Origin of the sequence: Bacillus sp. Xin1, assembly GCF_013314535.1 — a bacterium.
Taxonomy (GTDB): domain Bacteria; phylum Bacillota; class Bacilli; order Bacillales; family Bacillaceae_G; genus Bacillus_A.
Map to the genome: position 1 here is coordinate 99626 of NZ_JABUAE010000012.1, position 21900 is coordinate 121525.

Below are 21900 nucleotides of genomic sequence, written 5' to 3' on the forward strand. Positions count from 1 at the left end.
ATAATTCTTTATAGAATTAACTGATATTTTAAATACCCTTATGACGAAATATGCAATTTTTATCATATCAAAATAACTTTATCACTTTGTAAATATTTATACTTTCCTTCTGTTCGCTTTATAGTATTTTCTTCTCTTAAAAAGAAAATACTTTACATGAATTTTATATAAATTGGAAAAATTAAGTAGTAAATTGTTTTAAAACAGGAGGAATATATGATGACAAACGATTCATTTCCCCAATTTCCAGAACCATACTGGCGTAATTCTACTTCACTCCCTACTTTTCCTAAACTAGCAGAAAATATAAGAACTGAAGTTGCGATTATCGGTGCTGGAATTACAGGCATCACAACCGCTTATTTACTTACAAAAAAGGGTATGAAAGTTGTTTTAATCGATTCCGGAAACATTTTAAATGGAACAACAGGCCATACGACCGCAAAGATTACTGCACAACACGACCTTATTTACGACGAGCTGATTCATCATTTTGGAGTTGATCAAGCTCGTCTATACTACGAGGCAAATGAAAAAGCGTTACAATTTATTAAAGAAACAATCCAAACAAATAACATCGACTGTGACTTTACTGAAGAAGATGCCTACTTATATACAACTTGCAACGACGGATTACACAAACTAACAAAAGAATACGAAGCTTATAAAAAGCTAAATATTCCTTGTGACTACGTAGAGTCCATTCCGCTTCCTATATCAGTTCAAGCAGCACTTGTTATGAAAAACCAAGCACAGTTCCATCCTCTTCATTATTTAAAAAATCTTGTTGAACAATTTGTTGAAGCAGGCGGAGCTGTCTACGAGCAGACTACTGCGATTGATATCGAGAAAGGCCCATATCCACAAATCATTACAAAAGATGGCCATCGCATTACATGCGGATATGTCGTCTCCTGTTCCCATTTCCCATTCTATGATGCAAACAGCTTTTTCTTCGCAAGAATGTATGCTGAGCGCTCTTACGTTCTAGCTATAAAAGCGAAAAAAGATTATCCGGGAGGTATGTATTTAAGTATCGACAATCCTACGCGTTCTTTGCGTTATACAACCATGAATGGAGAAAAACTCATTCTTGTTGGTGGCGAAAGCCATAAAACAGGACAAGGAATTAATACAATGCTCCATTATGAAGCATTGTACTCTTTCGCAGAAGAAACATTTGGAATAGATGAAATTCCTTACAGATGGTCAGCGCAAGACTTAATTACACTAGATAAGCTTCCTTACATTGGGCACATCAATGAAGGAAATCCAAACATATTTGTTGCAACTGGATATCGAAAATGGGGGATGACAACAGGGACTGCTGCAGCTCAGCTACTACAAGACTCTATTACAAAAATAGATAGCCCTTATAAAGAACTCTTTGCACCATCCCGCTTCCATGCAGATCCAGATATAAAAACATTCTTTTCTCAAAACCTTGATGTAGCAAAACATTTAATTGAAGGCAAGTTAGAATTTGCCCTCCGTAAACCCGAAGACCTTGAAAACGGTGAAGGTTCCGTTGTAAGAGTTCGAGGAAAACGTGCAGGTGCTTATAAAGATGATGAAGGCAAACTACATATTGTCGATACAACCTGTACGCACCTCGGTTGTGAAGTAGAATGGAATAGCGGTGATTGTACGTGGGATTGTCCTTGTCATGGCTCCCGCTTTTCAATCGAAGGAGATGTAATTGAGGGGCCGGCAGAGAAACCGCTGAAACGGGTTGATGGAGAATAAAGTTAACTAAAACAAACCGAGCGCGACTCTACTGGCGCTCGGTTCTTATTTCATATAACATATCTCGAAACAAATCATTCAACTTCTCAACTTCAATGCCCCTTCCTTTTTCAATCCCCTTCACATATTCCTGATAATACTTTATCTGCTCCTTTAAAAATTCATTTAATACTATATTTTTTGGACCAGCATCCAGCTCAACGCCTCCTTTTTTCTTTATTAATAAATCTTCAATTTCATTTAAAAGCTTTTGTTCTAGCGACAATTCAATAATTAATCGTTCAAATTCTACAGGCGGTAATGTCCCTTTCTCTTCTAACCATTTACAAGCTAAAATAGGGCGCAATACGTAGAAGTACTTTTTCAACTTCACGCGCTCTCCTTGTAAAAATTCACGATAGTTTTTTGAAGCCATATGTAAGTAGTGATAAATCGTTGCTTTTGGATCAAAATCGCTTTCGCTCATTTTCTGTAGACGTTCTGGGAGATCCGAGTTCTTAGAATAAAAGATTGGGGAGCGAATCCATTCTAATAATGCTGGATTTGATTTCGCAAATAGTTGCAGTGCTTTTCTAATATCCCAACCACTTATATCTAAAACATCACTAATTGGATACTCAATAACATCACGTTTTTCATTTATGGATAAATACCAATCTACCGGATGGATGTATACAAATCTAACATCGTAATCACTATCTTTCGACGGGAATCCCCATGCACGACTTCCAGATTCTACTGCAAATAAAACTTTCACATTATTCTCTTTCTCAATTCTTTCTAATTCCAATTGAATTTTATTCTTCATATGTATCATCCTCATTTTCTGATCATTTCCCTGGAAATTCGACAAATATAATATTCTTATTATTGAAGTGTTATTCTACTTTTAATATATATATCGGTAACTCTTTCGTAAGTAACATAATAAATTTCTCAGAAAGCTGTCAGGTTCTTCCCGACAGCTATACAATTATTTCATTTTTGCTGTTTGCCAATAAGTTTTGCAATTTGCTCAAATTCACTCTGTATTTCATCTTTATAAGCATCTACTTTTGTAAAATCCATCGCAGTAATATAAATTCTCTCCAGTTTATCTCGAACTGCTTTTGCTTTCGCTAAAAAAGACATCGCTTCACTCATTTTTGTTTTATATTGAATGGAAACATCGCGAATTTCTGTAGCGTATTTTTCATCCGTTCCCGCAGTAACAATGAGATCATACATATCAATAATCTCATCACCTTCTCGCTCTGGAAAATATTCATGCGGTGCGGTGCTGTCAAAGATTGCAAAACCTAATTCTCTTACAATAATCATATCAAGGCTATTCGGATCAAAGCCACAATGATACACTTCAACTTCAAAGCCTTTTTCTTCTGCTGCAGCTGCTAATTTTTTTAACATTGTTGATTTTCCTGATCCCGGCCGTCCTTTTATAAAATAACGATGCGGGATACCTTCTGTTAAATTTGGAACGAAATCAACCGCACCTTTTGGTGTTGCTGCTCCTAAGAAACGGTGCTTTACAACAGCATGTTTTCCTTTGTTACCTGCAAATAACTTTTGTATAAGCTGATTTGTTAATTCATTCGCTTTTTGAAAATCAATATTATCAATATAAATTCTTTCCCAATCATCGTGTATAGCTAATGCTTCTTTGAAACAAGCGTATGCTGATTGAAATGCACCACTTGCTTCTGAAATATAACGTTTAATTTCATCTTTATGTTTTCGTAATTTCTCGGAATCCCATGCAACACCTAAGTTTACATATTCTTCTACAACTCCAGGTGTTTTTGGCTCAATGACATGTGGTGCTGTTCCATCTACAATCCCTACTTTTAATTTCGGAATAATAATACCATCGATGGATTTATTATCAGAAGAACAATGCAAAAGCTCAATATCGTATCCTCTTCCAGCCCACTCACGCCCAATTGCTTTCATCAATGAGGATTTCCCTGTTCCTGGGCCGCCTTTCAAAATGAAAAGTCTTTCCAATCCAATTAAATTTTCCTCATATAAACTATAAAAACCTATCGCTGTATTTCCTCCAGCATAATAATTTAAAATTTTCCCTGTCACTGCCCTCACTCCTTTATAGCAGTCTACTTACATAAGTCACAATATGCTTGAAGCCTAAGTTGGGTGAATATCTATTTTCGTTCTTGCAACAAAAAAGGAAATGAATTACAATTAAGACGACAAAAAATTACGAATTTTAAAACTGAATAATTTTCTTATCGAGAGAGGCAGAGGGACTGGCCCTTTGAAGCCCGGCAACCTCAGTTTATATAAACTGAATAGGTGCTAAATCCTGCAAAATGCAATGCATTTTGGAAGATAAAACATGAATTTACATGTAAGTATGTAAAGCCTATCTTTCTTGATTTGAAAGGTAGGCTTTTTATATTTTATAAAAATTATTGGAGGTATCCCCGATGAAAGTAATTGATTTATCACAAACATTCGAAAATAATATGCCTCAATTTCCTGGAACACCACCTATTCATCTAGAACCCATTACAAGTGTTGAGGAGGCTGGATTTCAAGTCACAGATTTTCATTCAGTTGTTCACGTTGGTACACATTGCAATGCACCTGCCCATTTTATTTCAGGCGCAACAACAATTGATCAATTACCACTTAATCAATTTGTAGGTGAAGCTATTCTCATTGATGTAACACATGTACAAGAACGAAAATTACCGAAAGAAGTATTACATGATGCTGGAATAAAAGAAGGAGATATCGTCATTTTCCATTCTAATCTCTCAAACAAATGGAATACAGAAGCATATGAAAAAGAAGCCTTTTATCTTTCAGAAGAACTTGCTGAAGAATTAGTTAGGTTGAAAGTAAAATCTGTCGGTTTAGATTTCATTTCTCCCGATGAAGTGACAACTGAAACATCACCAATTCATCATATTTTATTAGGGAATAATATTTACTTAATTGAAAACTTAACAAACTTAGACGCGATTGAAACAAAGCGCTTTTTCTTCTCAGCAGCACCATTAAAAATTAAAAATAGTGATGGCGCTTTTGCTAGAGCATTTGCGGTTATTTTCTAATTCAACAAAAAAGCAGAGATCATCATTGATCTCTGCTTCGATATTTTCGGTTTAAATGAAAGAAAAATTGTTCAATACGAGGACGAGCCCATGCAAAATAATCTTTATCTTTCTTTTTCGTACAAATGATTTCTTCACCGTCAACCATTCCAACAAGCTCTAGTTCTAACAATCGCCTTGTAAATTCTAGAATGTTTACTTCTTCTTTTGGATATTCTTCCTTTAATTTCCCTTCAATTTCTCCCAATGAAAAGCCGTCACGCATCATTGCAAGTGCATCAATACAAAGTGGCGGCATTTCATACTTTTCGCCTGTAATTGTATCCTTTACAATATAATTCTTTTGTTCTTTTCGAAATTGAATCGTGTGTAAACATACAGTCGAATTTAATGTTAATTCCATCATACCACCTCTTTCATAATATCTGCATAGAAAAAAGGATGCGTGTGCACCCCTCTTTTTAGTTCACGTAAAACAAAAAACTACAAACCGTTATATGAGCAACAAGCTACATACCGATATTTTTCTCTATTATAAACTAAGTGTTTTATAAAAAAAAGCATTCTCGAATCTTTTTATAAAATGTTTATATTTACACAACAAGAGCACTTTTCAGAAAAGTGCTCTTGTTTCTAATTTCGATATAGTTGGCAATGTTATTTTTACTTTTGTCCCTTCACAAACATCACTTTCAAATTTGATATTACCTTGATGTTCTGCAATGATTTTGTGTGTAATAATTAAGCCAAGGCCAGTTCCATTCTCCTTTGTTGTATAAACAGATTTTCCTAGCTTTTCTATTTTTTCACTATCCATACCGCATCCTTCATCCTGAATGCAAATATAAATTTTTTCTTCAGTTGTTTTAGATGCGTAAACCTTCAAGCTTCCACCATCCATCATAGATTCAATTCCGTTTTTAACAACATTTAATAAGACTTGCTTTAATTGTTTTTCGTCACCCTTTATATTAGGTAAGTCTTCATCTACCTGTATATCAATTTTTACAGCATACTGCATTGCATAACTTTCCATCAATTGAACAACATATAACAAAATTTTTTGCATATCACACAATTGATAAGTTGTTGGTCTGGGCTTTCCAAGTAGCATTAATTCACTAACAAACCCATTGATTCTCTCAATTTCTTGTAGCATAATATCGTAACTAACAGCATCAGTTGGATTGCGTTCCTTTTGAATTTGAGTGAACCCATTTAAAGCGGTTAGCGGGTTTCGAATTTCATGCCCAATTGCTGTAGACATTTTTCCAATCAACACAAGATTCTCAGTTTTTTCCTTATCTTTCAACACTGTCACCACTGTGCAAACGTACGATTGAAATCTTTTTAATAAAGAATTAGAAATGATGAAGAAAAAGATACACAACACTAAAGGGATGACCACTTTTATATCTTGTAGTACTACAGTAAAAAGCGTATATTTACCAATTACACTGAAAGCAACTAAATAAAAATATTTTTTATTTACAAAAACCGGTGCAAAAAGTATTAGAAATATTTCTACCATATTTCCATTTTCAAATACTCGATCTGTTTTTGAATAAATCATTAAATTATTGATAACATCAATTAGCATATAGCCAATTAAAAATAAATATTTAACAGCATATGTATATCCTACCTTTTGAAGATACATTGAAGTTGGAAATAACAAACTTACAAAAATATATATCCAAAATCCTAGTCCACCCTCTGGCCATCCGACTTGCGCTTCATTTATGTTCATTGCAGGATATATGTAATAATACATAACGTCATATACAAAAAAAATAATATAGAATAGCAATAAAAATACTTTTAATGCTTCCTTTTCTTCCTGCATTAAGCTTTGAAATTTACTCATCCAAATAACCCCTTTTAAACAATATAACAGTGATGTTGCATTGGTTAATTCTTTAAATTGTACTTATGAAATTGTTGTCACAGCAACCTGTAATTCTTTAACCCTATTTAATTTAAATAGGGATTCCTCTCTATCTAATTATTATGTCATGCAAATTTTATAATACTACCATCCCATAGGAAATAGCTATTATAGATCTAAATAAAAAACGATATAAGGTGAAAATTTAATCATCCCTCACCAATCAGGCTTTTACAAGTAGTTGGTCCATCTCCTAACTTCTTTAGAAAAGCGGAAGCGGCTCACTCAGAATCGCAGGACATTGGAGCCCCCTCGAACGAGGGGGCGAAACGACCGGAGATTCTAACCGCTAGAACTGGACAATACTTTCTCTGAATTTTGAGGTAGGATTCTTACTGCCTACGAATAGCTGGATAAAAATAGGCTCGACCTTTTCTTCTACATATATAAAAGAAAAAGCAAGCCTTCTTAACTCGCTTACGGAAAATGAACCGATTTTACATGTTGAATATTTAAATATATTTTTTCATCGCGCGCCTTGACTAATTCAATATGACTATCTTCAATTTTCGTCATCTTCCCAATTTTATTTGCATGTTCTCCTAAATCAAACACCATCATTTTTCCTGACATTTTGATTAGCTGTTCTTCAAATGTTCTAGCTAGGGTAATATTTAATGGATTAACTGGAAGTTCATTTTTACTGAGGGAGTACGGAATTTGATTTTCTTGATAGGGGATTAACCATTTTAGATGTTTTAAAGAAATATATACTATTTTATAAACAGGGCTATAGAATACTAAATAATCATTCATAACACCTGTAACATAACCATGGATAGAGTGATCACCCGCCACATAAACCTCTGTAAAAATCCCTTTAGCTGTGCTCAAGACTTTTCGTAGGGAAATGGATGGGGACTCACTTTTAATAATAGAATCCATTTCTGTTCTTTGTATTTCGGCCACAAAACTCGCCGTAAATTTATAATATTGAATATGATATAAGGAAATATAGATATAATCTTTTCCATCATAAATAACAACAATATCATTGCCTACATCAATTAATATTCCTTTAAACCTTTTATCACCAATCAATGTAACATAGATATATTCTCCAATATTTTTGCTTAGTTCATTCATCTGTATCCTCCTTTCTTTAAAGAGTGGCTTCCTCTCTTTCTCTTATTCACATGTAGCTAAAAAAGAATAATAAGGGGAAAGCATGTATGCAGAACGACACAATAACCTCTGCCCACCAGTATAAATAGCAGAGGGGACATTTAAACTATAGTAAAATAATAGCAATTCAACTAAAAATATTTTCCTCCTCTTACTAATCAAACATTACTCTTCTTCATCTTTATGAGTTTGAACGATTTGATTCACGTTTTTAATGTGAACATTAATAACGTAGATTACTTCATCACGGTTTATTAGTGTAACGTACTCTTCATTTACTTCACTTAATACCCCTTCTACACTTTCTAGTCCCCCACGATTGATTTTGATCCATTTATACTTAAGACTACCTAGTATCTCTTGAAACGTGGTACCATCCACATAATATTGCTCAATAAAATAAGGACTTAATCCTATATCTTTTTTCTTTTTCATAACACCCTTTACATGCCGCCGTTGATAATAAATGACTTCTCCCGTATTTCCTTGTAAAATGAGATAATCACCGCCTACCTCTAACAAAACGCCCGTACAGCTTTCTGGCCCTCCAAGACTTACTTTTACGCTTTGATAAATCCAGCTTTCTATTTGATTTTCAGATAATATATTTTCCAATTTTATCCCTCCTTTTGCTTTATTACGATTTGCCTCGATTATCCACTTGATTGTCTTGTTCCTCTTACTTTTTGAATATGGAACATATATTATATTTTGATTGGATTATTAGTTATTTGACTGATAGTCTTGATAACCATATATTTCATCTTCTAGTGCCTGTATGTCATAATTTACATTTTTAATATGAAAATGCGGAATCTGTACAATTTCCTCTTTTACAATTAATGTCACATATTCAGAAGAAACATCTTGTAGAATTCCTTCAATCTTTTCTAGACCGCCGCAATTAATTTTTACCCAACGATGCTTTAAAATTTGTAGTAAACCTTGAAAATCTTCACCTTCTGCAAATGTTGGTAAAACTCCAAGATCTGCAGCAACGTCTTTTGCATTCTTTGTAATACTTTTTAGATGTTGAAGTTGATAATAGTAAAGCGTTTTGTTTTCACTTAATAAAATGAAATAATCCAAATACACTGCGACCACTGTACCTTTTTGGGACTCTGGTCCACCTCGATTCACTCTAACACTTTCTCCAATCAATCCATACAGCAAGTCACTACTAATGGTGCTCATGAGAAAACTCCTTTCAGTGTCTTATAAGTCGTTTGCACTGATAGTATATGTATCTATACAGGTTACGTTCTCTCTGATTGTCTCATTATACAAAAATATGTTTTTAACACGGGATTACATATATCCCTTATGTATAAAAGACTAACATGACTTCTATCAATGCCCATCCTGAAATTAGCCCTCCATCTTATACAAAAAACTTTATTATTTCATCATAAAAAATACCGCTTCAAGATGCTTATCCTATAGCTCTTGAAACGGTATTTATAAAACTGGTTCTGTATAATTTTTCATAGAATACGACGCTATAACTCCAAGAAAATTAATCTTCGTCTTTTACATCCATATCCTCTGGAATTGGCTCATTTAATATTTCTTCTACTAACTGCTTATATTTTTCCATTTGCTCTAAATGTGTGTTGAACTGTTCTTTATTCAGCAAATATTGCTCACCGTCATACAAAGCTCGAATTCGTTTTTGTTGAACTAATTCTTCAACGTAAGATTCAGGAAGATTTAAATATTCCGCTGCTTCTTTTATCGTTATATACAATAGTTTCATTCCCTTATTATTTTTTCATATACAGCATTCATCTTACTTTATTATAGGACAATTTTGTAAACAAAATAAAAAGATTTTGTAAATCCAAATCAAAAAGCAGGTAGATGCATTCCATATAATGTATAATAATATAGTGAGTATTCAAAAAATACAGATGGCATTTATCCATTTACAAAAGGAGAGTTAACACATGGCAACTCGTCAAATCATTACAATGTTAGAGCAATCATTACAGGCGGAAACAACAAACACTGCTGCTCAACTTTCTAAAGCTTTACCAAAAAGAATTATTGAGCAAACAAAGACTGCAAATGAAGACGTAAACTATAATACTATTGGAGAATGGTATCAAAATCATTTCTTATTCAAGCAAGATGATTTTCTCTGGGCTAAATATGCTTACTATGACGCATACTGCGAAGCATTCCAAAGCAAGGGGAAACTTACAAAACGTGTACGTCAAATACTAGAATCTGTTGCTAGAAAACATGGAAAACAATACATCTCTTCTGTGCAAAATAAACAATTTCCTGATCAGTACACACAAGGAACAGCATAATTTTCCTTATCTTTAAAAAAGAAATGAAAAATTTTACAAATAAAATGTTCACATCTCTGTATTCTCTTCTTTCAAAATACATGTAAAAGACGTGAACTGAAGAAATCGGTGCAATACAAATGATAAAAAAAAGAGTAAACAGATAAATACCCAGCCTCCTTCCTTACTTAATAAAGATAGGAAAGTGACTGGGTGTTTATTTGTTATTAAAGGTAATTGAAACATCTTTCATATATCTGCTACGAAAAAGAAAATAAAATTCACACTCATTTTCCCTCTGTTTTTTCTTCTATTTCATCATTTGCTTAATAAGCTCCCTATTACGCTGTTTAAATACATCATTATGCGATGATACCATTCCATATTCACTCGCATCTGGCTGAATAAATTGTTTTGCTTTATTTACAGCATTTCCAGCGTCTTGGAAAGCACCCGCAATTAAATGTAATTTCCCTTCATGCTTTAAAATATCTCCAGCAGCATATAGTCCTTCTATTGAAGATTCACTATTCGTACTCCCAGCAATAAAATAATCATCAGCAATTTCAACATTCAAATCGCTATTTTCCAATAATGTCATATCACGTTCATAACCGTGATTAATGATTACTTCATCAATTGGTAAATAGGAAATTTCTCCTGTTTCGTGATTAGTCAGTTCCACACGTTCAATTGCTTCATGATTTTCGCCTGCAATTAATTTCGTAATCGATGTATGAAAGATACAGGAAACTGAACTGTTCATAAGTTGAGTAACTTGCGCTTCATGACCAACTAAAGCATCTTTTCTATATGTTAAATAAACCTTTTTCGCAATTGGCTCTAATTCATTTGCCCAATCTATCGCAGAGTTCCCTCCACCTGAAACGATGACAGTCTTATCTTTAAAGTGCTTTAAAGATTTAACAGTATAATTTAAATTCGATACTTCAAATCTCTCTGCCCCTTCAATTGCTAGCTTTTGTGGCTTTAATATCCCGCTTCCAGTAGCTACAATAACTGTTTTTGAAAAATGCTTTTGGCCAGAGGAAGTTCTTAACACAAAAATACCCTCTTGATTCTTAGTGATCGATTCTACTTTTTCATTTAATACTACTTCTGGATGAAAGGTTAATCCTTGCTCAACAAGCTGATTAATTAACTTTGCTCCAGTAACTGGTGGCAATCCCCCGATATCCCAAATCATTTTCTCAGGATAAACATGTACTTTCCCACCTAACTGTGGTTGAAATTCAATTATTTTTGTTTTCATTTCTCTAAGCCCACTATAAAACGCTGAGTACAGCCCTGCCGGACCTCCTCCAATCACGGTCACATCAAATAATTCTTCTGGATTCATTTGTGCTCACTCCTCAACCATTCCTTTAAATGATTATCATTCTCAGTAAAATATACCTTTTTTCTGTTAGATTTACAATCAAAATCACTATTGACAAGACAAAAAGATAAAATTATATTATTTAAAGAGTTAGTATTGATAATCATTATCAATATGTAAACTATTAACAAAATTGGAGGGAAAATAACTATTTATTTATAACTCACTCAATATTTAATGGTAATAAATCTCAATTTTAAGATTTATAAGAACAATTAAAATACCTATCTTGTTAGAAAACTATACATTCCATACACTTTATAAAAGGAGAAGAAAAATGAAAAAATTATTCATTTCACTTACAGTTCTATTCGTACTCGTTATGAGTGCTTGTAGCAACGGCTCGACAGATAAGAAAAACGATTCAACTGCAAAGGGAAGTAAATCAGAAACAATTACGTACCAATCTGAAAATGGTAAAGTTGAAGTTCCTGCAAATCCAAAACGTGTTGTTGTATTATCATCATTCGCAGGTAACGTGATGTCTTTAGGTGTTAATCTTGTTGGTGTAGATTCATGGTCTAAACACAACCCACGCTTTGATAGCAAACTTAAAAACGTCGCTGAAGTATCAGATGAGAATGTTGAAAAGATTGCAGAATTAAATCCAGACTTAATCATCGGTTTATCAAACATTAAAAACGTTGATAAGTTAAAGAAAATCGCTCCTACTGTAACATACACTTACGGAAAAGTTGATTACTTAACACAACATGTTGAAATCGGTAAATTACTAAATAAAGAAAAAGAAGCAAAAGCTTGGGTGGATGATTTCAAGAAGCGTGCACAAACAGCTGGTAAAGAAATTAAAGAAAAAATCGGTGAAGATGCAACAGTTTCTGTTGTTGAAAACTTCAACAAACAACTTTATGTGTACGGCGATAATTGGGGCCGTGGAACAGAAATTCTTTACCAAGAAATGAAATTAAAAATGCCCGAAAAAGTAAAAGAAAAAGCATTAAAAGAAGGTTACTACGCATTATCTACTGAGGTATTACCTGAGTTTGCTGGTGATTACTTAATCGTAAGTAAAAACAAAGATACTGATAACTCATTCCAAGAGACAGAATCATATAAAAACATTCCAGCAGTAAAAAACAATCGTGTATATGAAGCAAACATGATGGAATTCTATTTCAATGATCCACTTACATTAGACTTCCAACTAGACTTCTTCAAGAAAAGCTTTCTTGGTCAATAATTCAAACATGAGGAATTCTTAATTTAAGAATTCCTCTTCCTTTATTCTATGAAAAGAAAAGATGTGAAACGAATGACAAAAGATCACAACAATCCAAGTTCCATAACTTTTACATACAAACTAATTTTGAGCATACTTGCATTCTTTCTAATTTTTATGGTGGCAATGGTATTAGGTGCTGCAGATACTTCTATAAAAGATGTATGGTTAGCACTCACTTCCTCTGCTAAAGGAGACAAGATATCCATTATTCGCGAAATACGTTTGCCACGTGAAGTTGCTGCTATTTTTGTAGGAGCTGGACTTGCTGTTTCTGGAGCAATTATGCAAGGATTAACACGAAATCCACTTGCAGACCCTGGATTACTCGGCCTAACTGGTGGTGCGAACGCTGCGCTTGCACTGACACTTGCTTTCAATCCTTCCATAAGCTACCTTTACTTAACACTAGCTTGCTTTATCGGTGCTGCAATTGGCGCTATTATGGTATTTGGAATTGGGATGGTGAAAAAGGGCGGGCTTTCTCCTCTTCGAATTGTATTAGCTGGTGCTGCTGTTTCAGCATTCCTAATCGCAATTTCAGAAGGTATTGGCATTTATTTTAAAATTTCACAAGATGTATCACTTTGGACGGCTGGAGGCGTAATTGGAACAACTTGGAGCCAATTAAAAATTATTATTCCAGTTATTTCAATAAGTATATTTATCGCTATTTTACTTTCAAAGAAATTGACAGTCCTTAGCTTCAGTGAAGAAGTTGCCATTGGACTCGGTCAAAAAATTATCGTCATTAAAACGATTCTATTTATCATTATTATCTTACTTGCTGGTGCTTCTGTAGCACTTGTTGGAAACATGGCATTCATCGGTTTAATGGTACCTCATATGGTTCGTCCAATCGTTGGGCCAGACTACCGTTTTGTCATACCGATGTCAGTGATCGCTGGTGCTTCTTTTATGCTACTTGCAGATACAATTGGGCGTACAATTAACTCTCCGTATGAAACACCGGTTACTGCTATTGTCGCTATTGTAGGATTACCATTCTTCCTATTCATTGTTCGTAAAGGAGGAAGAACTTTCTCATGATGCAATCTATTATCAAGAAACAACGTCTAATCATACTTGCATTACTTATACTTACTATCACAACAATTGTAATCGGAATGGGACTCGGCTCTGCCTCTCTCTCCTATGACAGATTGATCCCAACACTTATGGGACAAGGTACATTTAAAGAGGAATTCGTTTTATATTCTTTAAGACTACCTAGAATTGTCATTACATTATTAGCTGGTATGGCACTCGCTTTATCAGGTGCTATCTTGCAAGGTATTACCCGAAACGATTTAGCTGAACCTGGGATTCTCGGGATCAACTCCGGTGCCGGTGTTGCAGTTGCTGTTTTCTTTCTATACTTCCCGATAGATGTTGGTTCGTTTCTTTATTTACTACCAGTCGTTGGATTTATCGGAGCTTTTCTGACAGCTTGTCTTATTTACGTATTCTCATACAGTAAAACAGAAGGGCTTCAACCAATACGATTAACATTAACCGGTATCGGTTTTGCATTTGCACTATCTGGAACGATGATTGTCCTTATTTCATCAGCAGACCGTATGAAAGTAGACTTTATTTCAAAATGGATTGCCGGAAACATCTGGGGAGATGACTGGATCTTCGTTTTAGCAATGCTCCCATGGTTAATCGTATTGATCCCGTTTGTTTTCTATAAAGCAAATCGATTAAACATTCTAGCATTAAACGAACCTGTCGCAATTGGAGTTGGAATTGAAATTGAAAAAGAACGCAGATACTTATTAATTGCAGCCGTTGCGCTTGCAGCTGCAGCTGTTTCTGTAACAGGGGGAATTAGCTTTATCGGACTGATGGCTCCTCACATCGCAAAATCTTTAGTAGGTCCAAGACACCAAATATTCATGCCTATCGCTGTTTTAATTGGTGGATGGTTATTGCTATTAGCAGATACAATTGGACGAAATATTGTCGAATCTAACGGCATTCCAGCAGGTATTATCGTTGCTTTAATTGGTGCACCTTACTTTATGTACTTATTGTTGAAGAAAGCATAAAAAACCCCCTTCAAGAGTAAAAATCTTGAAGGGGGTTTTCATTTCATTTTACTACTGTCCATACCCTTCAAACTTCTTCGCCAAATTCTCCATCTCATCTTCTGGCAATAGCTTCGGTTCTCCAACACTTTTTGTTTGATAATAAATTTGTGCACAAAACTCAATTTCTTCAGCAACAGTAAATGCCATTTTTATACTGTTTCCACCAGCTATTAAACCGTGATTCGCAAGTAAAACTGCACGCCGGTCAATCATTCCCTCAAAAGCTGCCTCAGCTAATTCCTTTGTTCCAAATGTTTCATAAGGTGCACAGCGGACATTTGGACCTGCAAAGGCGATTAAATAAGATACTGCTGGAAGCTCCCATCCTAATGATGCAATTGTTTTTGCATAAGGCGAGTGAGTGTGCACAAGCGCATTGATATCCTCACGCTTTCTATAATAAATAAGATGCATATCCAGTTCACTTGAAGGCCTTCTTTCACCTTCTACAATCTCACCATCTAAATTCAATATAACTACATCTTCAGGCGTTGTTTCAAAATAATCTAAGCCACTTGGGCTTATTGCAACAAGACCTTGCTCACGATTAAAGATACTAATATTACCGCCTGTTCCCTTTGTCAATCCGCTAGTGATCATTTTCTTACCATACGCTACAATCTCTTCTCTTTCTTTTTGTAGTAACATATTTATATCCCCCTTGATGTGAACCTTGTGATGACTAGTTTGCTAAAATAATTGGTGTACCATATTCTTTATAGTTGTTAATATACAAATCTATTTTGATTTTTCAACATATAATCCCCTGCTATGAAGAACAAAAGGTGACCTGCACTCTTTTTCTCTCTTTGTTTTAACTTGGCATGTGGCAGGAAAAAGACCTGACCGCTTCTATGCATGGCTAGATGCTCTCTCCCACCTAAACAGAATAATCTTATGTCGGTTTTTCAATTTGTATTTATATACATTCTTGCTGCAATGGTGTTAGTGGCACCATTGTATCTGTAATAATTTTTGTAATGCACTGTTTATTACACACTTCATAAAAATAGATTTATCTATTCCATAATGACTAAAATAGCTTTCTTAAGTTCTCAGTAAATGGAGCCCTAACAATCCCCTTTTCCGTAATAATTGCTGTTACATTCTCATGCGGTGTTACATCAAATGCTGGATTATATACTTTACTTTCTTTTGGAGCTGAATATTGTCCAAATCGATTAATTACTTCAGAAGCATCTCGCTCTTCAATTGGAATTTCCTTACCTGTTGGTGTTTTTAAGTCAATTGTCGGCGTTGGTGCTGCGACATAGAATGGGATGTTATAGTATTTTGCTAAAATGGACACACCAAGTGTTCCAATTTTATTTGCCACATCACCATTTGCTGCTACGCGGTCACAACCAACTATAACTGCGTCGATTTTCCCTTGTGACATAACCATCGCCGCCATGTTATCGGTAATGACAGTTACATCAATACCAGCTCTCTGTAATTCTAGTGCTGTTAGTGTTGATCCTTGTAATCTAGGACGGGTCTCATCAGAATAAATTTTTAAGTCCCATCCCTTTTCTTTGGCTAAGTACATCGGCGCTGTTGCAGTACCATATTTCGTTGTTGCTAAAGCACCAGCGTTACAGTGCGTAAGTACACCCATACCATCTCGGAACAATGTTAATGCATGCTCTCCAATTTTACGGTTAATTTCTTCGTCTTCTTTATGAATTGCTTTTGCTTCCTCTAACAACCTATTTTTTAATTCATCGATAGATAAATGGGAATGTTCTTTTGCCACATTTTCCATTCTCTCAAGCGCCCAAAATAAGTTTACTGCTGTCGGTCTTGATGTCGCTAAGTATGTGCAGACCTTTTTTACTTCTCCTATAAATGACTCCAATAAATCTTCAGATGCTCCCTTTACACCTAAATACACACCGTAAGCTGCTGAAACACCAATTGCCGGTGCCCCGCGCACTTTCATGACTTGAATGGCATCCCATACACCCTCAGCTGTTGTAAAAGATTCATAGACTACCTCATTCGGTAATAACGTTTGATCTAATAAAACTAAAGCATCATCTTTCCACTGAATTGGTATTAATTGCTCTGACATTGTCTTCTCTCCTTACTTTGCACTATGCATAGACTGTTCTTTTAACGTTTGTAAAAAGCTCGTTCCTGTTCTATATTCATCTGCTCGTAAAATAAATTTCTTCGCTGCTTGTAAACAAATACGTTCTGCTCTCGCACGAGATTCATCATTAGGAATCGATGTAATATCTTTCACCTTCGCTAATCCGACAATGCGACGTATTAACTCAAGTCCCGTTACAGCAGCCGTATCCTCTAATATAGACTGTAAATACCAACGATCAAATCCAGTTTCCTTTGCCATAATCTCTTTTACATGAATATCCCATGCTTCTAAAAATTTCTTCTCAAATAAGTCGATTACATCTATAATCGTAGATTCCAACCAACTCATATATGTATCTTTCTCTATTCCATCGGCCATCACCACATCAGCATTTATCCAAGCAAACATTAAATTTGCCATCACATTCCCAACGTCATATCCCATCGGGCCATAGAAAGCAAACTCTGGATCAATCACCTTTGTAGAGTCTTTTCTTACAAACACAGAACCAGTGTGTAAATCACCATGAAGTAATGCCTGCGCATTCGTCATAAATGAAAATTTACGTTTTGCTACTTCTAGACGGAGCTTATCATCTCCATATATATGCTCCCGAATCCATCCTTCATTTAGTGAAAACAGTTCGTTGCGTTTGTTATGATCTGTAAAAGGCTCAGAGTATACAAGATCTTCCGTAATCTCACATAGCTCAGGATTCATATAATTTTTCACAAGTTCCTTCTTCTCTTTATGATTCATTACTACATCAGATGTTAGGAAAAGCGTATTGACCATAAAAGTCGTTAAATCCTCCGCAAGCTTTGGAAATATTTGATGGTTAATAAGTGCGGTCCGCAAAATCGTATGGTCTGATAAATCTTCCATCACACAGCAATTCATCACGCTATCAAATACATACACATCAGGTACAAGTCCAGATGCCAGCTTCCCCTCTAGCTGCAACACATTTGACTCAATACGAATTCGATTTGTAGATAGTTTAAACTCATCTGAAATACGCGCTGTATCCCCAGCTTGCTTCACAATGACAGAAGTTCCATTTTTCTCATCCCAAACACGAAACACATAATTTAAATTGCCATCCCCAATTTCTTTACACTGTAAGCCCTTTATATTTTCAAACTTAGGTAACTTCTCTTTCACATACTCAATCACATCATTAGCTTCCATTAAAAAATACTCTGTGAACTTAGCCATGGTTTCTCCCTCCACACTAAATGTAAGCGTTTTCTAAAAGCCGTAAAAAATAATAGATTGAAAGCTTTGTGCTCAATCTATGTTATAGATTGTTCTTTTTGTATCATATGTTGTTCGAAACGAACATCTAATTTTTATTATAGCTTGCTGAAAATGGGCGTCAATGTTTCTTTTCATACATAAAGTAAAACTTTAATCAGTGGTTTTCTTCTATCCTCCACATAACTTCTTTGCCTTTGCTGAATTTTAAGGTCAGGTTCTTACCATTCGTTAATATAGAATACAACTTAAGAATAACTAAAATTCCTCATCTATCCTAATCCATTCACTTTTTTATTCATCATTCCGATGCACATAATCATATTATTATTCTCTAACGAAATAAGGATTGCTATGAAACAAATCATAGAAAAAGATTCGCTTGAAATTTCAAATAATATTCAAATTATAATTAGAGTTATTGATGGTATCTTCTACTATAATAGAATGAAAAGGAATAAATTTTACCAGTATCGCATCCATTTTAAGAGAAAGAACCTTATATTTCTAAATCAATTGATAATTCTTTTCAATAAAGTTGTACATTCCCCTTGACAAAATAAACAATTTTATATGATAATAAATATCGAATTAGAATTATTATAGTTAATTAAAAAATTTATTTTATGAGCAAGCTAATTTATGTTGCTTAAAACCCACATTTAGGAGGAATTTTAATATGTTATTAATCGGCACAGAAGTAAAACCTTTTAAAGCAAATGCTTACCATAATGGAGAGTTTATCCAAGTTACTGACGAAAGTTTCAAAGGCAAATGGAGCGTAGTTTGCTTCTACCCAGCAGACTTCACATTCGTATGCCCAACTGAACTTGAAGATTTACAAAACCAATACGCAACTTTAAAAGAACTAGGCGTTGAAGTATACTCTGTATCTACAGACACTCACTTCACACATAAAGCATGGCATGATAGCTCAGAAACTATCGGCAAAATCGAATACATTATGATTGGAGACCCAACTCGCACAATCACTAGCAACTTCGACGTATTAGTTGAAGAAGAAGGTCTTGCTGCTCGCGGTACATTCATCATTGACCCAGACGGCGTTATCCAGTCTATGGAAATCAATGCTGACGGTATCGGCCGTGATGCAAGTATCCTTGTTAACAAAATTAAAGCAGCACAATACGTTCGCAACAATCCAGGTGAAGTTTGCCCAGCTAAATGGCAAGAAGGTTCTGCAACACTTAAACCAAGCCTTGACCTTGTAGGCAAAATCTAAGGAGTTCGATCAAAATGATACTAGATGCAGATATAAAAACACAACTAGCCCAATACCTTCAGTTAATGGAGAACGATATTTTACTTAAAGTTAGCGCAGGAGACGATAACGTATCTAAAGATATGCTATCCCTAGTAGACGAATTAGCTACTATGTCATCTAAGATTACAGTAGAAAACGTTGAACTAGAGAGAACACCAAGCTTTAGCGTAAATCGCCCTGGTGAAGACACTGGTGTAGTATTCGCTGGTATTCCATTAGGACACGAATTTACTTCATTAGTGTTAGCTTTACTACAAGTGAGTGGACGTGCTCCAAAAGTTGAACAAAAATTAATCGATCAAATAAAAAACATTCAAGGCGAATATCATTTTGAATCTTATATCAGCCTAAGTTGTCATAACTGCCCTGATGTTGTACAAGCTCTTAACGTAATGAGCGTTCTAAACTCTGGTATTACCCATACTATGATTGACGGCGCTGCGTTCAAAGAGGAAGTAGAAAGTAAAGACATCATGGCAGTACCAACTGTTTACCTAAATGGTGAATCTTTCGGAAGCGGTCGTATGACACTTGAAGAAATTTTAGCTAAAATGGGTAACGGTCCAGATGCATCAGAGCTTTCTGATAAAGATCCGTACGATGTTCTTGTTGTTGGTGGCGGCCCAGCTGGTGCAAGTGCAGCAGTTTATGCAGCACGTAAAGGCATCCGCACTGGTATCGTTGCTGAGCGCTTCGGTGGTCAAGTAATGGATACGATGGGTATTGAGAACTTCATCAGCGTAAAACGCACTGAAGGTCCTAAGCTAGTAGCAAGCCTTGAAGAGCACGTAAAAGAATACGACATCGATGTAATGAATCTACAACGTGCAAAACGTTTAGAGAAAAAAGAACTTATTGAAGTGGAACTTGAAAACGGCGCTATTCTAAAAAGTAAGAGCGTAATCGTTTCAACAGGTGCCCGCTGGCGTAATGTGGGCGTACCGGGTGAAGCTGAGTTCAAAAACAAAGGTGTAGCATATTGCCCACACTGTGACGGTCCATTATTCACAGGAAAAGATGTAGCAGTTATCGGTGGCGGTAACTCTGGTATTGAAGCAGCAATCGACTTAGCTGGTATTGTAAAACACGTAACTGTTCTTGAATTCATGCCAGAATTAAAAGCTGATGCTGTCTTGCAAGATCGTCTTTACAGCTTACCTAACATAACTGTTCTAAAGAACGTTCAAACGAAAGAAATTACTGGTACTGACAAAGTAAACGGTATTTCTTACATCGACCGTGAAACAGAAGAAGTTCATCACATCGAACTTCAAGGTGTATTCGTTCAAATCGGTCTTGTGCCAAACACAGATTGGTTAGGCGACACAGTTGAACGTGTTCGTGGTGAGATCGTAACAGACAAGCACGGTGCTACAAACGTACCAGGAGTGTTTGCTGCAGGTGACTGTACAAATAATCCGTACAAACAAATTATCATTTCTATGGGATCAGGTGCGAATGCAGCTTTAGGTGCATTTGATTACTTAATCCGTAACTAATAAAACGGACGTGAGTCATACGTTTTATTAATAAATATGATTTACAAAAATGGCTGTACTATCAATTAGATAGCACAGCCATTTTTTATCTTCCCATTACTCCTAATCTATAAATTAAAAACCTTTCATTCCCATTCTTCTCATAAGCGCCCGGCAACCTAACTTCCTTCTTCAACTCAAATGCCGTCTGATTCTCTAAGAAAAAGATATAATCCTCCGATGGATAATACAAAATAATATCAATGTCTCTTTCTATTTCCTCCACTGAAAGCAATATGTTATTTACGACATTCATAAATACTTGCACAGAAAATGGATTAAAGAAATAAAATCGGTTATCACGTGAATCAATTTCATATTCCTGCGCTAAACAACATTGAAACCCAATTTTATTCTTACTACTCTTCGACTTTCTCGCGTAACGTTCACGATTTTCCATCGCTTCTTTAAAGAATTCTTCATTCATTTCAATTCCAACTGCTGAAGCACCGCACTTATGATGAAAATAAAAGTTTAATCTTCCTTTTCCACACCCAAAATCTATGACTCGATCGTTACTACTTATTTCATATTGATTCAACAGTTCTTCTAATCCACTATATGGCGTTGGTTCGTAACGATGATAATGGAGAGACTTATTGAATCCTTTTTGCTCTCCTACTGTTTTTATATTTAATACCGCATCATAATATTGTTCGTTCATTGGTTTTCTCCCATTTAAGAAATAATACTTTTTATTATACACCACAAAAAAAAGCCTGATAAAATCAGGTTGTGAAGGAAAACAAGAATTGGTAAATGAAATTTTATCAGCGTTTTTCCAAATATATCGACCA

Annotated in this window: 21 protein-coding genes and 1 riboswitch; of the genes, 8 read left to right on the forward strand and 13 right to left on the reverse strand. The window is 35.1% G+C overall.

The features are described from left to right. Positions 1-219: 219 nt before the first annotated feature. A complete protein-coding gene (locus HRG09_RS13455; protein WP_174101269.1) occupies positions 220-1746 on the forward strand; it encodes an FAD-dependent oxidoreductase in 1527 nt (508 codons plus the stop codon). Between the two features lie 28 nt (positions 1747-1774). Here HRG09_RS13455 and HRG09_RS13460 read toward each other — a convergent pair whose 3' ends face one another. After that, positions 1775-2554 (reverse strand): nucleotidyltransferase domain-containing protein, encoded by a 780-nt coding sequence (locus tag HRG09_RS13460; RefSeq protein WP_174101270.1) that lies wholly within the window; start codon positions 2552-2554, stop codon positions 1775-1777. 170 nt (positions 2555-2724) lie between these two features. After that, positions 2725-3834, reverse strand: coding sequence for a PRK06851 family protein (locus HRG09_RS13465; protein ID WP_174101271.1), 1110 nt, complete (start codon positions 3832-3834; stop codon positions 2725-2727). A gap of 152 nt (positions 3835-3986) precedes the next feature. Continuing rightward, positions 3987-4099: riboswitch (SAM riboswitch) on the forward strand. Between the two features lie 91 nt (positions 4100-4190). Here HRG09_RS13465 and HRG09_RS13470 point away from each other — a divergent pair. Further along, the gene (locus HRG09_RS13470; RefSeq protein ID WP_174101272.1) at positions 4191-4823 is read left to right on the forward strand and encodes a cyclase family protein; all 633 of its coding nucleotides are present in this window, start codon (positions 4191-4193) and stop codon (positions 4821-4823) included. A gap of 22 nt (positions 4824-4845) precedes the next feature. Here the strand turns inward: HRG09_RS13470 and HRG09_RS13475 are convergent, their stop codons facing one another. The 6 genes from HRG09_RS13475 to HRG09_RS13500 all read right to left on the reverse strand — a co-directional run bounded on the left by HRG09_RS13475 (position 4846) and on the right by HRG09_RS13500 (position 9652). After that, entirely contained in the window at positions 4846-5226 is a 381-nt protein-coding gene (locus HRG09_RS13475) for a hypothetical protein (RefSeq protein ID WP_174101273.1), read from the reverse strand. Between the two features lie 210 nt (positions 5227-5436). Further along, the gene (locus HRG09_RS13480) at positions 5437-6690 is read right to left on the reverse strand and encodes an ATP-binding protein (RefSeq protein WP_174101274.1); all 1254 of its coding nucleotides are present in this window, start codon (positions 6688-6690) and stop codon (positions 5437-5439) included. A 498-nt stretch (positions 6691-7188) separates the two neighbouring features. Next, positions 7189-7857, reverse strand: coding sequence for an LSm family protein (locus HRG09_RS13485; protein WP_174101275.1), 669 nt, complete (start codon positions 7855-7857; stop codon positions 7189-7191). Between the two features lie 204 nt (positions 7858-8061). Then, positions 8062-8511: a spore coat protein gene (locus HRG09_RS13490; protein WP_174101276.1), complete on the reverse strand. Its 450-nt coding sequence runs from the start codon at positions 8509-8511 to the stop codon at positions 8062-8064. A 108-nt stretch (positions 8512-8619) separates the two neighbouring features. After that, a complete protein-coding gene (locus HRG09_RS13495; protein ID WP_254610076.1) occupies positions 8620-9090 on the reverse strand; it encodes a spore coat protein in 471 nt (156 codons plus the stop codon). Positions 9091-9412: 322 nt separating this feature from the next. Beyond that, the gene (locus tag HRG09_RS13500; protein WP_174101277.1) at positions 9413-9652 is read right to left on the reverse strand and encodes a helix-turn-helix domain-containing protein; all 240 of its coding nucleotides are present in this window, start codon (positions 9650-9652) and stop codon (positions 9413-9415) included. Between the two features lie 190 nt (positions 9653-9842). Here HRG09_RS13500 and HRG09_RS13505 point away from each other — a divergent pair, with 190 nt between their 5' ends. Next, positions 9843-10211, forward strand: a complete 369-nt coding sequence (locus HRG09_RS13505) for a hypothetical protein (RefSeq protein WP_174101278.1) — start codon at positions 9843-9845, stop codon at positions 10209-10211. A 289-nt stretch (positions 10212-10500) separates the two neighbouring features. Here HRG09_RS13505 and HRG09_RS13510 read toward each other — a convergent pair whose 3' ends face one another. After that, complete coding sequence (locus HRG09_RS13510; RefSeq protein WP_174101279.1) at positions 10501-11550, reverse strand: NAD(P)/FAD-dependent oxidoreductase; 1050 nt, start codon at positions 11548-11550, stop codon at positions 10501-10503. 316 nt (positions 11551-11866) lie between these two features. Here HRG09_RS13510 and HRG09_RS13515 point away from each other — a divergent pair, with 316 nt between their 5' ends. From HRG09_RS13515 to HRG09_RS13525, 3 genes are read left to right on the forward strand one after another with little or no spacing between them, the layout of a single operon-like run. Continuing rightward, positions 11867-12790 (forward strand): iron-hydroxamate ABC transporter substrate-binding protein, encoded by a 924-nt coding sequence (locus HRG09_RS13515; protein ID WP_174101280.1) that lies wholly within the window; start codon positions 11867-11869, stop codon positions 12788-12790. A gap of 48 nt (positions 12791-12838) precedes the next feature. After that, entirely contained in the window at positions 12839-13879 is a 1041-nt protein-coding gene (locus tag HRG09_RS13520; RefSeq protein ID WP_174101281.1) for a FecCD family ABC transporter permease, read from the forward strand. After that, positions 13876-14883, forward strand: coding sequence for a FecCD family ABC transporter permease (locus HRG09_RS13525; RefSeq protein WP_174101282.1), 1008 nt, complete (start codon positions 13876-13878; stop codon positions 14881-14883). Before HRG09_RS13520 ends, HRG09_RS13525 begins: the two co-directional genes overlap by 4 nt. 51 nt (positions 14884-14934) lie before the next feature. Here HRG09_RS13525 and HRG09_RS13530 read toward each other — a convergent pair whose 3' ends face one another. The 3 genes from HRG09_RS13530 to mtnK form a co-directional block, all read right to left on the reverse strand. Next, entirely contained in the window at positions 14935-15573 is a 639-nt protein-coding gene (locus HRG09_RS13530) for an L-fuculose-phosphate aldolase (protein WP_174101283.1), read from the reverse strand. A gap of 385 nt (positions 15574-15958) precedes the next feature. Then, positions 15959-16999 carry an S-methyl-5-thioribose-1-phosphate isomerase gene (mtnA, locus tag HRG09_RS13535; protein ID WP_174101284.1) on the reverse strand — a complete coding sequence of 347 codons (1041 nt, stop codon included), beginning with the start codon at positions 16997-16999 and terminating at the stop codon, positions 15959-15961. A gap of 12 nt (positions 17000-17011) precedes the next feature. Continuing rightward, entirely contained in the window at positions 17012-18241 is a 1230-nt protein-coding gene (mtnK, locus tag HRG09_RS13540) for an S-methyl-5-thioribose kinase (protein ID WP_174101285.1), read from the reverse strand. Between the two features lie 718 nt (positions 18242-18959). Here mtnK and ahpC point away from each other — a divergent pair. Continuing rightward, a complete protein-coding gene (ahpC, locus tag HRG09_RS13545) occupies positions 18960-19523 on the forward strand; it encodes an alkyl hydroperoxide reductase subunit C (RefSeq protein WP_174101286.1) in 564 nt (187 codons plus the stop codon). Positions 19524-19537: 14 nt separating this feature from the next. Further along, positions 19538-21064, forward strand: a complete 1527-nt coding sequence (ahpF, locus tag HRG09_RS13550; protein WP_174101287.1) for an alkyl hydroperoxide reductase subunit F — start codon at positions 19538-19540, stop codon at positions 21062-21064. Positions 21065-21149: 85 nt separating this feature from the next. Here ahpF and HRG09_RS13555 read toward each other — a convergent pair whose 3' ends face one another. After that, on the reverse strand, positions 21150-21767 hold the full coding sequence (locus tag HRG09_RS13555) for an SAM-dependent methyltransferase (protein ID WP_174101288.1): 618 nt from the start codon (positions 21765-21767) through the stop codon (positions 21150-21152). Positions 21768-21900: the final 133 nt, after the last annotated feature.